Origin of the sequence: Paenibacillus sp. Soil522, assembly GCF_001428245.1 — a bacterium.
Classification (GTDB): Bacteria; Bacillota; Bacilli; order Paenibacillales; family Paenibacillaceae; genus Pristimantibacillus.
This window is the reverse complement of record NZ_LMRV01000075.1, coordinates 4,313-18,147: the sequence shown is the minus strand read 5'-3', so window position 1 is coordinate 18,147 and position 13,835 is coordinate 4,313. Positions and strand designations below refer to the sequence as shown.

Here is a 13,835-nt window from a genome sequence, read left to right as displayed (position 1 = left end):
GCAAATTTATTTTTCATTACGTTTGCTCCTCAATAGTTATTTTAACTGGAAACCAAAAACGCCATTAAGTTAGAAATCATCAAAAAAACGCATTTCCCCCCTCTTTTGTTAGACGTTCAGCTCAAAGAATAGGTTCCAATTTTTATGATGTGGCTACACTATACTGCCTGTTAGCTCAACGAGGCTGCCGTTTCGTTTCATGCGGCAGCCTCGTTCTGGTGATTGTTAAGCTATAGTTCTCCGTTAGCGTAGTAAAGTTACCGCAGCTTTGTACTTTTTTGGTACTTCATAAAAGCTGTAATACTGTCTGAACCCCCAAGAAATATTCCTCCAACACTCGCCACTATAATAGTAAGTATCAACATCAACCATCCATTAAAAGCCATTATAATTCCGGCTTGATGTAATAAATAAAATAAACCAGCCAAAATATCTTGACCTAACATTAACAGAATGACATACCATGCCCACTTATACCCTTTGTAAAATAAGCATGCTAATGTGATAACAATTACCAAGTAAATGAGTTTTTTCAGTACATTTTCCAACCCATTGATTAGAGTAAAATAAACAATATTGAGTACTTCTATAATAAGAACAATAAAGATAACTGACTTTACCAAGTTCCTTCCTCTTCTGATTTGTTCACCATCAAAATATTCCACGATTTCACACTTCGCTTTCTAAAAGTCACTCGATAATTCCTAATCAAAACTCTGTGCAGACAAGATTACTCTTATTGCGTAATTCTGCCAATTAGTTCAATGAAAACTAGGAGCATCTGCCGTGATCTGCTCCTTGTTTATTCAAATTAAGTATTACGTTTTTGGAGTAGAAGTTCAATTAATTTGATTTATTCTTTAATTTCCACACTATGGCCCCAACGATAAAAATACCGATTGCAGTGTGAAGGCCCTTTTGTTTAATAATATGAGCAGGCTTCCAAGTCCCCTTTAATTAACCGAACAGAATCATTGTAACGTGAGTATTACAGTGTTGAAACAGGTAATACCAGGAAAGAATGTTATGATTTCAGCCAATCGTCTGTTTCAAATTGTTTAAGCTTTGCCCGTTAGTTCAATCATTTGGAGTCTCATGGCATAGGAGTTAGTAAGTTCTTCAACGTGCTCATCATCCAATGATACATAATAACAAATACAATCGTACCTGAAAGGATCCCATTATATAGTTTGCGGAGTTTCATTATTTTTTCAATCAATTTATAAAAGATCATAAAGAACATCACTGTGACCATGATAAAACCAATTAGAAATATTATGAGCATATTAGAGCACGTCCTAATCTCATTTAATTGATTAATTCAATACGTATTTATCTATACAAAGTTGCGCTATACTGCCCGCACAACGAAGCGATGGATCGGCTCCATCGCTTTTTTTTTGCACTATCGTATCCGTCAGGGTAAAGGGAAAGGGTTCCTCATAGCTTAACACTCCATTGATTACAATGTCTTGATTAATTCAATATTTGCAAATGTGCTTTCCGAATGAACCTTATCCCCGTATATACCGCTTATCCCATTAAATCCTGCCTTCGTCCAAAACCTAATAGCTGGCCAGTTTTTAACTGCGATATTTGCTCTAATATACTTATATCCTACATGAATAAGTTCTTTACATAATTGAGCTTCTGCTTCCTTTCCATACCCTCGACCTTGTAGTTCTGTATCAATATACATAAACACAATATAGGTAGAATCAATTGTTGTATATCCGTGATACAAACTTATAATGCCTAATATTTTTTTATTTTCTTTGCTCTTTATTGTAAAAATACGATAGTTCTCTTTCTCCCCTTCAGGAGGTACTTCCCCGGAAAAATAACAGCGTTCAATATAACGCGGATCGTATTCATTACCATCCCATTGGTTCATATATCGGCTGCCTAAAAACAATTGTTGTACTTCAACAATTTCATTTTCCAGTAATCTGTTGAACAAGAGATTGGAGGATTCCCAGAAATCTGGAAGTGTTTTGCTTGTCACACTTGATCACATCCTTAAGTGGTTATCTAATTAGATATTAGACTAATTAGTTGGACATGATAAGAGAAAAATGAAATTAAGCTATTCATGCCTGCTTAGCGGAGAAAAGGGCTGCCACGCGGCAGCCCTTCGTTGCTCAATTATCGTACCCGTTAGTTCAATCCACACCCTCAAGCCTGTCAATTATCGCTTCAAAGCGTTCGTCTTCTTCCACCTTTTTTGATACTTCTGTTTTTACTGCCTGTAACTCACTCAACACCTGATTAAACAGTTGACTCATCTGCTCCGACATGAAATCCATCCTCCCTAATTGGAAAAGCTATACACTAAATTCTTCGCGTTCGCTCAACAATCCTGCCCGTTAGCGTGGAAAACGGCAGCCGATCGTTCTGACCGGCTGCCGTCATGTCTTTATTGAGCTATCATTTCCCGTTTAGCTTAATAGAATATAACCTCAAGCTGATCTTTTTTTGTTCAATTAAATATTTTACCAAAATGGAACTTTCCGGGCGCTAATGTGTCTGTTTATAAGAGGTGATGGAAGTAGTGGAGGATGACTATCTCGTAACGATAACGAGTATGGGACCGGAGGAAATGGAACCGCTTATCGTCAAGTACTGGAATGATATTTGGAATTACGCATTTGTATTGACAAAAAAGCATGATATGGCAGATGATCTCGCGCAGGATACATTCGTTAATGCCTTTCTTGCGCTGGACAAGTTCCGGGGGCAATCGACGGTGAAGACTTGGCTGCTGAAAATTTGTCATAATCTTGCAATGAATCACAGAAGATCGGCCTTTTTTCGTAAAGTTCTTCCTGTTCCGTTTGTGCGATTTTCAGAGGAGTCTCCTTCCGCTGAAGCAGTCTATTTTGCTAAATCCAGGCTGGACGAGGTTTGGAGTGAATTGCTGACGCTCCCACTTAAGCATCGGGAGGTTCTTGTACTGGAAGTTAGATATGGACTATCAATTGCAGACATAGCGGATTTTCTCCGCATCGCGGAAGGTACAGTGAAATCAAGACTGCATCGGGCGAGAGCCAAAATGAGAAATAAGATGCTGGAGGAATGATATGAAGAGGAGAAACTTTGAAGATGCGCTTCAAAAAGGGCCTTATTCCGAGCCAAGCCGGGTAACGATTGACCAATTAAACTACATACAAGAAAGAGTGCTTCGGGGCGACCGGAGACGACCGTACATACATGTAAAAAGAGTCATTCCTATTATGCTATGTTTTGCGATTCTGGCTATTATCGTATGGATCGGTCTGCCGACCGGGCAGCGGTCAACTCAGATGGCATCAATGCCGCCTTCGGATGACCAGATATCGCAGCTAATTCATAATGCTAATCCTGATATGAATCCGAAAATCATGTATAAGGAACAGCTAAATGATCATCAGATGATCATTTTCACAACTATCGTACAGCATTCGAATCAAATCATGATCTGGGAGGCAGGATTCCTACATTGGGATGAGGGTGGCATGTCGTGGTCCGTTCAGGGTAAAGTAGAGGTCCCACTTCTAACGGAGCTAGAATACGGGAACTTAACTACAGAAGGAATAAATGAGGTCTTTAACTACACATTTGTTCCCTTCGTTGAAAAAACACCATCCTTGCTAGTATTCGGCGCTTCCATCGATCCTGATGTCGACTCCATTTGGATGACTGACCAATCCAATCAAGTACATGCTGCCAAGATGATCCGGCATGCACACGGAGCCTATACACTGTGGTTTACGCCCCTTCTAGGCTTAGACGAGTCTTCCTATAAGCTGCATGCGGCAGATGCGGAATCAGTGACCGAGCCGATGAATTTTAACGATCATGAAATACCGCTTTACAGAAAGCTGGATATGTCTAGGTTCAAACCCGAGGAAATCCATATCCCCTTGAATTTAGCCGACAATCAAACAGAAGGAAATCCGGTAATCAAATTGCTTAATACGACGGCAACCGAAACGTCTCAAGGTATTTCAATTAGAGCTGCTTATCAGCTTCGGGACGGAAAATCCGAATTTTGGATTTCGCAATCAAGCGGAGACCAAGGGAATCCAGAACAGGTATTGGAAGATTTGAAATCTAGATATCCAGCCGAAACGCTTACCGAAACGATTATTAACGGCCATAAAGCTCTGATCGAACAGACTGAAATACGTGGGCAAATCTTTATTGTAACCGAGAATAACTTTTATTCGGTTGCTTCTACTTATTCCGTTGATATTGAAATTTTATTGACTGCCGCAAAACAAATTAAGGTGCATTAGCAGCGTTCGCAAGCGGGGCGGTTGCTAAGGGATGAACCCGTAGCCCACCTCGTTTGCAAATGAAAGACATCGTAAAATTAGAAACAGCGGTAGTCAGGGACGATAAAATAAAATCCAAGACTGCCGCTGTTTTATTGAACTATCGTACCCGTTACTTCAATAAGTAACAGAATTCCTATTAGTAAACGATTGTACATATTTGTTTAGATCTTCTCGAAACACTTCAGTATACTGACCAGAGGTATAGTGGTTCACTACATCCCGCCAAAAATGTATTGCTGATTCATTTGTTTTCACCTGGACAACCTTCCAATTAGCACGGTATAGATTAAACGCTTGAACAGCTGCCAACTTCCCTAATCCTCTTCTTCGATACTTACTTAAGATAAGAAAATCATAAATAACGTGTGTTGGGTCGGGATCAGTATCGTAATTTTCGAAGAGTATAATTAAAAAACCAATAATCCGCTCTTTACTGCATATCAAAAAGGGATTCCACCTAGGATCTTCCCAATAATGTTCCAAGTCGAATTCAAAGCGTCCATCAAAGCCCAAATCTTCTTCGGTAAAAGGACTAAAATCATATCGGTAATATTGATAAAGATTGTAGAGGACTTCTTTGTGTTCTATATCAACAGGCATAAGTTTTATTTCCATGCTTTATCCCCCACCTCTAGGATTAACGTAACATAACCCGAAATGGAATGATAGGAAAAGAACTACTATAACTGAATTAATCTTCCTCTTTGTTTAACAAGGCTGCACATTTCCGGCAGCCCTGTCCTGGTGAACATTGAAACTATCGTTCCCCGTTAGTTGAATGATTAATTACGAGTATTCAATGAGATTTTTCGATTTCTGCAATCAGCAGGTACTTTCTCTCGGACTCCACTACGATTAAAGAATGGGTTATCGGAGCATCGAGAGAGCTGTAAATAAGCTAATTCTATGTGATAAATTGTAGGATAATTCACGGTTAACCTTATCCGGCATTGATTTTTTTGCCAAAAAAGGTTATTTTATAGACAGCTTAGCGATAAGCAAGTTCCTGACACGAAGGGAGATGTTTTTAATGGCAACTACTTATATGGTGGTTTGGTCTTAAAACTGAATAGCTGGCATACGCGAAAAAAGCGGGAAAACGCCCGTATTATTTGGTATGCCATCCAAAGTAACCTTTCGTGAATATTGCTGTTTGCAGATACGATGAAGGTCGTATCTTTTTTGCGTCCTGATGCCGCGCGACAGCAGCTTCTTTAGAGGCTGCTTGTCCGTGGCATTTTTGCGTCCAAAAAACAACATTAAAGGAGCTAACAAAAAAACATGATGGATTTGAAAACCTATGGCTACACAGAAATAGAAGCAATTCCCGACGGATTATTGCCCGGCAGGGTGACGGAGCTTCGGCGCGAGCGCTTCACGGTCATGACCGAGCGCGGCGAAGTAACGGCGGTGCTCAAAGGAACGTTCTATCACAGCTCGGAAACGCGCGTAGACTTTCCGTGCGTCGGTGATTTTGTCTTGCTGCACTACAACGAGAGCGGAGATTCTCTCATCGTTACGGTACTGCCCCGCCGCTCCAAGTTCTCACGCGCGGATTACTCAGGGCATGCCGCAGGCTATGCCAAAACCGTGCTGGAACAAGTCGTTGCAACTAACTTTGACTATGTGTTTATCCTTTCTTCTCTGAATTGGGATTTCAACGTTACCCGCATCATGCGGTACCTGACACAAACCAGGCAGAGCGGCGGCCAGCCGGTCGTCATTCTGACCAAGGCTGATCTCGTTGAAGATTATAATCTCCCGCTCGCAGATGTCACACAAAGTATCCCTGATGTGCCGGTTCACGCAATCTGCAGTCATACAGGCCTAGGGCTGAACGAACTCGCTCCCTACTTGATGCCTGGTAAAACAGTCGTCTTTCTCGGCATGTCCGGCGTCGGTAAATCGTCTCTACTCAATGCATTGATAGAACAGGACGTAATGAAGGTTCAGGCGATCCGGGAAGGCGATAGCCGGGGGCGGCATACGACAACGCACCGTCAGCTGTTCATGCTCCCCTCCGGTACGATGGTCATCGATACGCCGGGTATGCGTGAGCTTGGGCTTTTTGATGCCAACGAAGGCATACGCGCAAGCTTTACCGATGTGGAGGAATGGTTCCCTCAATGCCGATTTACGGATTGCCGCCATCAGGCCGAGCCGGGCTGTGCCGTTCTCGCCGCACTTACTGACGGTTCGTTGCCGCGTGAACGGTGGGAGCATTATATTGCCCAGCAGCATGAGAACAAGTATGTCCAGGATAAAACGAGCTACCTCATCGACAAGAGGGCGAGAAACAAAACGATGGCCATGTGGAGCAAGCAAACGAAGAAAAATGGAGGTTGGAAGAAATAAATATTAAATTCGAAACGCTGATCTATGCCTTAGGCCGACGCTTCAAGAAGGATATCATCTCGGCCGACTTCCTAACCATGCCGTTACAGGGCGGAACTGTGGGAAATGTGTACCTGGTAACGGGGATCGCCGAAACCGCGGATGGCGAAAAATTGCCGTACCGTATCGTGCTGAAAATCCAGAAGAAATGGGAGCGTTACGGCGATCCGGGTTCATGGCGCCGGGAATATGATCTCTATGCGTCTGACTTGGGAGCAACGTTCTCGGATGCCTTCCGCTGGCCGACATGTTATCACGCCGAGATCAATGCCGAAGAAAATGAATTCCAGCTGTGGCTGGAATATATCGATGGCGTAACCGGTTTAGACTTGACCGGTGACATGTATGAACAGGCTGCGCTGGAGTTAGGACGCTTTCAAGGCAAGCTGTATGCGGAGCAGCCCGCTGTGCTACAGAGCCTGACCAACCTGAGCCATGCGGATCTCATGAAGAATACGTATCTGCATTACCGGTCATGGCCGGTCGTCTACGATTATATACGCTCGGAGGACTGCGGATTCCCGCAGCACGTGCGGCAAATGCTCATCGACATCGATGAGCACGCAGACGAGATACTCGCCCGCATCGAAAAATTACCCCTCGTGCTATGCCACCGGGACTTCTGGGTGACCAACCTGATCTATGCCGATGGGAAAATCGCGCTCATCGACTGGGATACATCCGGATGGGGCTACTTGGGCGAGGATCTCGCAAGCCTGATTGCAGATGAAGCGGATATCGATCACATGGTCGAGTACTACCAGCAATGTGTCCCCGCGTATTACAGAGGCTTTTCGGAGTATACGGATGTATCTCCTATCGCCAATCATTGCGTCTACGAGATGATCCTTCTCGTATTCGGGTACAGGCTTGTGGAGGGGTATCACCACACAGAGGATGATAACGAGAAGACGAAGCTTGCCCATACGCTCCAAAAAATCTATGAAATGAAGACCAGCCCTGCACAGGGTTGACTCTAAAAAAAGAACTCCGAAAACCCTTGAATGTAGTGGGTTTTCGGAGTTTCTTTCATACTCCCATTCGATCGTCGCCGGCGGCTTGCTTGTGGTGTCGTAGAAGACGTGGGGCATTCCAGTCGGTGAATTGACAGTGGAATTGACAAACGTTTACGGTGTCACATCGGAAGCTCCGAAAGAAAACTCGCCGTTAGACACAGGGCGGTGAACCGTATCTTATTTTCAAATATTATGGCTGCGCTAACCTGCCCGTTCGTATTATGAGGTCACCAGATCTTTCTGGTCGACCTCTTTTTTGTTTGGTCGTAAGATAGCGGTAGCCGGGGATCGAACGTATCTGCCCGTGGGACTCAGATCCCGAGAGCTATTCAGTTTATCCCCCCTACTTGTTCAACCATGTTTAGGCTGGTTGGGACTTAGATCCCGTATCACATGCGATACTGTGGAAGACAAGAAGGTTAGGGGTTGCCGGTGAATTTACTTCGGGAGTGATGTCATGAATCCAGTGGTTGGGTTGGATGTGTCCAAGGGAGAGAGCCATGCTCAGGCTTTTTTAGATCGTGGAGTACCTCATGGGAAGATCTTTAGATTTAAGCATGATCTTGAAGGGTTAGCGTCGTTTCTACGTTACATTAGAGGCATTGAAGCAGCTGCTGGGATCCGTCCCTCCATTGTTATGGAAGCAACAGGCCATTATCATAGCCCTGTTGTTCAGTTTCTGGATGAACAACAATATTTGTACATCGTGATTAATCCTTTAATCTCCCATAACGCCAAAAAAACCAATTTACGACGGTTGAAGACAGATGCAGCTGATGCCCATTTATTAGGAGCGTTGTTCTATAAAGAAGAGTTCGAGCCCTTCAAAAAACGGGGCCAGCATCTTATGAATTTACGCTATCTCACGCGCCAGCATGAATCTTTAACGGGTATGTATGTTCAAGCGAAGCTACAATTTCAGGCTATTCTGGATCAGGTTTTTCCTGAATACCATGGCGTGTTTGGTGATCTCTATTCGAAGGTTTCTCTTCGATTTTTGGCCTTACATCCGACGTCTAAAGAGGTCCTGGAGATGGCCGAGAAGGAGATTACAGCAACAATCCAGCGCCTTACAGGACGCGGAAAATCCGCTTTATGGTGTCTGGAACGTGCTCAAGTCTTAGTAGCTGCAGCAAGGCGAAATCCCTTTAAGGAGACGGCTTTTCCAAGTCATCTGATCTCCTTACAGCTGCTCATCAAATTGCTTCTTCAATACCAGGACCATCTAGCAGACCTAAATAAATCGATAGAGGCCCTGGCTGAAGAGTTACTTGAATATGATTTAATCCAATCGATACCCGGGATAGGCACTAAAATTGCTGCAACAATTTTGGCTGAGATTGGGGAAATCGACCGGTTCGATAACGCAAAGAAACTAGTTGCCTTTGCTGGTGTGGATCCAAGCGTTTTTTCTTCTGGCAAGTTTACAGCAACCATAAATAAAATCACGAAGCACGGTTCCAGGAGGCTTCGCACTGCCCTTTATCAGGCAGTACGGTGTGGCATTCGTAGTAATAGAAACAAAAAACTAAGAGATTATTATGATAAGAAACGTGCTGAAGGAAAGTTGTTCAAAGTAGCCATAATTGCTTGTGTGAATAAACTCATCCACTGGATTTTTGCCATCTTGACTACTAAGGAAGCGTTCCGTTTAGAGTAAATAGCATGGTATAGAAATGGATGAAATTTCTTCCTGTGCCAAAGGGGACGGTTATTTGCTGTACCCTTTTTTAAGTATACCATTCCATGAATCGACCTTTAATAATTAAATATTGACAAGCTATTAACTGGAATAGCGTAATGAAAAAGGAGCAGCTGCGGATCGCAAACTACTCCATGGTGGGTTGAACTCCCGTTAGCTCAAAACCCTTCAGTACGGTCGTTTATAAGAATCTAAAAGAGGTTTTACTGATTCTATTGTAGACTGAGCATCAGTAACAATCTCATCAAGACGATAATAGAGGGCTGTATTAGACTCCCAAAAAGAAGACGGTATTTTTAGAACATGTTCTAACAGATCCCCGCGGTAAGAATTCCCACAAACAAACGGATCTGCTCCTAATACATCAAGAGCTATAGGTACAAGATGCTCTAAACTTAACTGTTGTCCAATCATTAATCTTAAATCACCTGCAGTAAAATCCTTTAGAGGTTTTTTCCTCAAAGCATGTGCTGTCAAAACTAAGTTTGAACTCATTTGGGGCTCGCCCCAGACTACCTCTTCAATTTCCTCTAATGTTTTAGACCCATCAATCTCATTATTGTGCATTTACAGCACCACCTTATTTCGATCAACAACACACTTATATTACCACTATTGAAACTAAACTGCCCATTACTTTAATGAGCAAGGAGCAGCCTGCCGCTGGCAAACCGCTCCTTGCTTAGTTGAACAATCGTATCCGTTAGCTTAACAACTTTTTATTTCCTTGCCAGTATCATGAAGCGTTCCGTATTGGTCTTGATTCCCTTCTCTGTTTGATTTGATTCAATAAACTTTTGAAGTATTTCGAAATCATGATGAGTTTGCCCGAAGTTTGGAATAACAGGGGTGTATTTCAAAAAGAAGACCAAATCCTCGTAAGTTTGGAAATACTGCGTTGCATCATATTCAAAAGACTGAATATCGGTAAAACCAGCTTCAGCTAGCTCTGTAAGGTATTTATCTTTTAAGATTCCTTTATCAGTTCCAAAACCCTGTCCTCTTCCGAAAGCTTGTTTAATGTTAAATTTATCATTTTCGCTTACCTGTTGAGTTAAGAATATACCATCATTCGCTAACACTTTTGAAACTTCATTTGCATAAAACTCACTGTGCTGACAGGACACCACATTAAAAAAGAACTCAGGAAACGTAATATTATCAGCTTCCATTTGTAAGAAGCGTATATTTGTTTTGTTTGATTTTTTTAATTTTTCAGTAGCGGACTGTATCATTCCTTCTGAATGATCAATGCCAACAAGAAGTAGTGCAGCATCAGCAATAAATAATAAAGCTTCCCCACCGCCCGTACCAATATCAAGCAATAAATCGGACTTATCGCATCGTTCAGTAACTTCATGAAAAAAATTCCATTGTTCACCTTCAGAAGTAGTTTTTACTTTACTAAAGTCCCAACCGTTCAACTTACCAACCTTGTCGTAGAAATCCTTATACTCAGACCTGTTCATATTTCCTCCACCTTTAAAATGAGATTATAAAAAGCCAAGGGGGTATGGGATTGTGCATGAATAGGAGCAAATGAAAATTCATCTGTTCCGTTATTCAAGCAGTCCGAGTGTCCTTGGCTTTAATATATTAGATATCAGCCCGACACCATTCAAAGTTCTTAGTTTCACGAGACCAAAAGGGCAGAAAATCCCCTTGGTAGCTGGCACGCGTTTTTTCCAGCCCGAAAACTAATTACTTCGAACGATACGGAATGACATCCATTTCACCTCATTAAGAAAGATATTACAATTTTAAATGTTATGTACCTGACATTCAAGCTTTTATTTATTATTACTGGTTCTCATTGCACTATCGTACCCGTTAGCTTAAGGACCGAGGGTCAATAGCCCCAATGCTTGAATATGTTGTTATCTGATGGATTCACTTTACTATGAAACACTAATCTCTCTTTTACTTAATTTTTTAAATGCAGAGTAACCCTGATCGGACTTAATAAAACTTAATATTTTTTCGGCACACTCTGTTGGACTCAACTCTTCAGTATTTACTTCAAGGTCATATTCATTAAAAGAATATATTTTGTCGTACTGGGAACTTGCTAGTCCAATCTCTCGATCTCCTCTGATTTGCTCTCTTCTTGTGAGTTCTTCTTTCGAGCATATTACACCTACAAATAATGTAGGATAATCAAAAAGTACATCAAGAAAATCATTAAACCGCTTGTCATTGTCGATTACGGTATCGACGATTACATTCAAACCCATTTCTGAAAACAATTTAATTGTTGCATAGTACACTGAGCCTATGGGATCAAAAATTATTTGTCCGATATTATCCACTTCTTTTGTAGGTTCATTATCTGAAAATTTATTATTAATAAAATCAAAGTAATTACGAAAAAAATCATCTATGGATAAATGATCAAAAGGAATCTCTTTCTGATTTTTTAGTTCCATAGAAATACTAGTCTTTCCTGAACTTGAAGTTCCGTTCAAAAACACAATAAGTCCTTGCTTCAAACGAATTCACCCTCACATATAAGATTTGCGTATCATTCAGACAACGTTATATTCACAACGTTCATTAAATTATCCAACTGATAAAATATTCGAGAAACGATTAAATTATCTTCTCCCGTTAGCTTATTCTGAGCTGCTCTCACAAGTTATCGAAGCCAATCATTGCACTTACCTGTTGGATCTCTTCGACTGGAAAAGGAGTAGATCTGTTCACTGAAATGAGATTCGAGTAGAACTCATTCATTACTAACGCTATCGGTGCATACCTCTCGATAATCACCGCTGCTGATCCCGTCAAATCTCGAGATTTCTCACCATTAATGCAACGTCGTATGTAATCCATTATTTCTATGTGACTATTCACACCGCCCAATATTCTTATAAGCCAGTTCACAAATTCTGTTACTACATAGCACTCATCATGAGCTTTATTCATTTTATAAAACTCAATTTCGCTATTGGAAAGTTCAAATCGAGTAGATGCTGCAAGACCGAAGTCAGAAATATATAAACGATTTCCGTCGGTTAATATATTCCTAAAATGAGCGTCGAAATGTAATAAATCGTTCGCATTCATAAACGAGACAGCATTCCGAAGATCAGACTCCACTTTGGCAAATGCCGAGGATGCGGTATCTTCTCCCAAAGCAACCTGTTCGGTTAGCCAGTCATGCAGGCTATAAGGAATGTACTCTAAGAACAATACAACACAATCCACTGCGTGCTCAATTGCCTCGATACGATCTTGTACCGCTTTTGCCCCCCAAAACTCAACCAAATCGGACACTTCCTCGGAAGTGTTTTGCTTTAGATTAGGTAATACTCGCCAGTGATACAAAAGTGGGAAGCTTTCGGAACGCTTCGCCAGTACCCAATTGGTGGTCATCTTATGTGCGGCTACCTCACGCCATACTCCATGTCCTAACGAACCTATGCCGTAATGGAAAAATGACGGGAGTTCGAACACGTTTCTAGTCGACATAAAGTTCTCCACACTTTTTTCTAGTTCCGTAATCGGTATCCTCTTCACGAAGACGAATGTATTTTCAAGTTGTAGTAACGCCGTTGAACCACCGATTCCGTTACCCAGGGCTGTAGCATTTTCAACAAGCTCTCGAATCTGTTGATTATTGAGTAATGATAAGGTGGTGGATATGTCAGAATAGCCTGCTAGTCGAGATTCATGAGTCACATAGGTCTCTCTTCGGGATGATTTCACTGTCGAATCACTATCCTTCCGGTTCTGATCACTTAAAGGAATTCGCGAATCATTTGCACTATCCTGCCCTGTTCGTAATATAAGGTCACCGCTAACTCTTAACTTCCTTGCCAAGTAGCCACCACGCTCTACTGCCAGTTAGTTTAACGAAGAGTTACCACACCGAGACCCTTAATACCGGCAGCGGCCTCTAGATTGTTAAGGGTGATGCTGATTTGGAGACCTAAAGGAAATCGATCTTCGCTAAGTATACATTATCTCTGTCGGCAATCGGATAATGTACTTGTCATCGTCAATTGAAAAGAACTTAATCCTATAACTAAAAAAGCCCGCGATTTAAGCGGACTTCAATNTAAAGGAAATCGATCTTCGCTAAGTATACATTATCTCTGTCGGCAATCGGATAATGTACTTGTCATCGTCAATTGAAAAGAACTTAATCCTATAACTAAAAAAGCCCGCGATTTAAGCGGACTTCAATCGGACAATGTCTATCCTTTGACAATTGTTAAGTCAATTGCTTTGCTCTATGGAATATTTGGAGTAACGTTTCGAAGTCTTCTTTTAATGTCTCTTCAGTAATGTTRTTTTGTTGATCATTCTTTTTAAAATGTTCAAGTTCATTGTTTTTCTGCTGTAATTGCTCTTTTAAGTTACTGATTTGATTAGCCATATTTATAATAAGTTGCTTCTGCT

The 13,835-nt window shown here is 41.6% G+C and carries 14 protein-coding genes; 5 read left to right on the top strand and 9 right to left on the bottom strand.

Annotation, left to right across the window (positions count from 1 at the left end; genetic code table 11):
• Nucleotides 1-257: 257 nt before the first annotated feature.
• From ASG81_RS23380 to ASG81_RS33565, 3 genes are all read right to left on the bottom strand, one after another.
• Nucleotides 258-665, bottom strand: coding sequence for a hypothetical protein (locus ASG81_RS23380; protein WP_155971830.1), 408 nt, complete (start codon nucleotides 663-665; stop codon nucleotides 258-260).
• Nucleotides 666-1,462: 797 nt separating this feature from the next.
• Complete coding sequence (locus ASG81_RS23370; RefSeq protein WP_056639948.1) at nucleotides 1,463-2,005, bottom strand: GNAT family N-acetyltransferase; 543 nt, start codon at nucleotides 2,003-2,005, stop codon at nucleotides 1,463-1,465.
• A gap of 157 nt (nucleotides 2,006-2,162) precedes the next feature.
• Entirely contained in the window at nucleotides 2,163-2,297 is a 135-nt protein-coding gene (locus tag ASG81_RS33565) for a hypothetical protein (RefSeq protein WP_268795817.1), read from the bottom strand.
• 245 nt (nucleotides 2,298-2,542) lie between these two features.
• On the opposite strand from ASG81_RS33565, the gene ASG81_RS23365 reads away from it, so the two are divergent.
• Complete coding sequence (locus ASG81_RS23365; RefSeq protein ID WP_056639945.1) at nucleotides 2,543-3,079, top strand: RNA polymerase sigma factor; 537 nt, start codon at nucleotides 2,543-2,545, stop codon at nucleotides 3,077-3,079.
• Nucleotide 3,080: 1 nt separating this feature from the next.
• Complete coding sequence (locus tag ASG81_RS23360) at nucleotides 3,081-4,277, top strand: hypothetical protein (protein ID WP_056639943.1); 1,197 nt, start codon at nucleotides 3,081-3,083, stop codon at nucleotides 4,275-4,277.
• A gap of 156 nt (nucleotides 4,278-4,433) precedes the next feature.
• Here ASG81_RS23360 and ASG81_RS23355 read toward each other — a convergent pair whose 3' ends face one another.
• Nucleotides 4,434-4,934, bottom strand: a complete 501-nt coding sequence (locus ASG81_RS23355; protein ID WP_056639940.1) for a GNAT family N-acetyltransferase — start codon at nucleotides 4,932-4,934, stop codon at nucleotides 4,434-4,436.
• Nucleotides 4,935-5,600: 666 nt separating this feature from the next.
• Between ASG81_RS23355 and rsgA the strand changes: the two genes are divergently transcribed.
• The 3 genes from rsgA (at nucleotide 5,601) to ASG81_RS23340 (ending at nucleotide 9,389) form a co-directional block, all read left to right on the top strand.
• Nucleotides 5,601-6,674 (top strand): ribosome small subunit-dependent GTPase A, encoded by a 1,074-nt coding sequence (gene rsgA / locus ASG81_RS23350; RefSeq protein WP_081417538.1) that lies wholly within the window; start codon nucleotides 5,601-5,603, stop codon nucleotides 6,672-6,674.
• Entirely contained in the window at nucleotides 6,671-7,687 is a 1,017-nt protein-coding gene (locus ASG81_RS23345) for an aminoglycoside phosphotransferase family protein (RefSeq protein WP_056639987.1), read from the top strand. The genes rsgA and ASG81_RS23345 overlap by 4 nt, the downstream gene beginning before the upstream one ends.
• Before the next feature lie 499 nt (nucleotides 7,688-8,186).
• Nucleotides 8,187-9,389 (top strand): IS110 family transposase, encoded by a 1,203-nt coding sequence (locus tag ASG81_RS23340; RefSeq protein WP_056639937.1) that lies wholly within the window; start codon nucleotides 8,187-8,189, stop codon nucleotides 9,387-9,389.
• Between the two features lie 210 nt (nucleotides 9,390-9,599).
• Here the strand turns inward: ASG81_RS23340 and ASG81_RS23335 are convergent, their stop codons facing one another.
• The 5 genes from ASG81_RS23335 to ASG81_RS32295 form a co-directional block, all read right to left on the bottom strand.
• Complete coding sequence (locus ASG81_RS23335) at nucleotides 9,600-9,998, bottom strand: contact-dependent growth inhibition system immunity protein (protein ID WP_056639934.1); 399 nt, start codon at nucleotides 9,996-9,998, stop codon at nucleotides 9,600-9,602.
• A gap of 152 nt (nucleotides 9,999-10,150) precedes the next feature.
• Nucleotides 10,151-10,900: a class I SAM-dependent methyltransferase gene (locus tag ASG81_RS23330; protein WP_056639932.1), complete on the bottom strand. Its 750-nt coding sequence runs from the start codon at nucleotides 10,898-10,900 to the stop codon at nucleotides 10,151-10,153.
• 429 nt (nucleotides 10,901-11,329) lie between these two features.
• Nucleotides 11,330-11,920 (bottom strand): chloramphenicol phosphotransferase CPT family protein, encoded by a 591-nt coding sequence (locus tag ASG81_RS23325; protein WP_056639929.1) that lies wholly within the window; start codon nucleotides 11,918-11,920, stop codon nucleotides 11,330-11,332.
• Nucleotides 11,921-12,059: 139 nt separating this feature from the next.
• Entirely contained in the window at nucleotides 12,060-13,112 is a 1,053-nt protein-coding gene (locus ASG81_RS23320) for a protein kinase family protein (protein WP_235548999.1), read from the bottom strand.
• 535 nt (nucleotides 13,113-13,647) lie between these two features.
• Nucleotides 13,648-13,835 (bottom strand): hypothetical protein (locus tag ASG81_RS32295; RefSeq protein WP_235548998.1); only part of this gene is annotated, 188 nt, incomplete at its 5' end.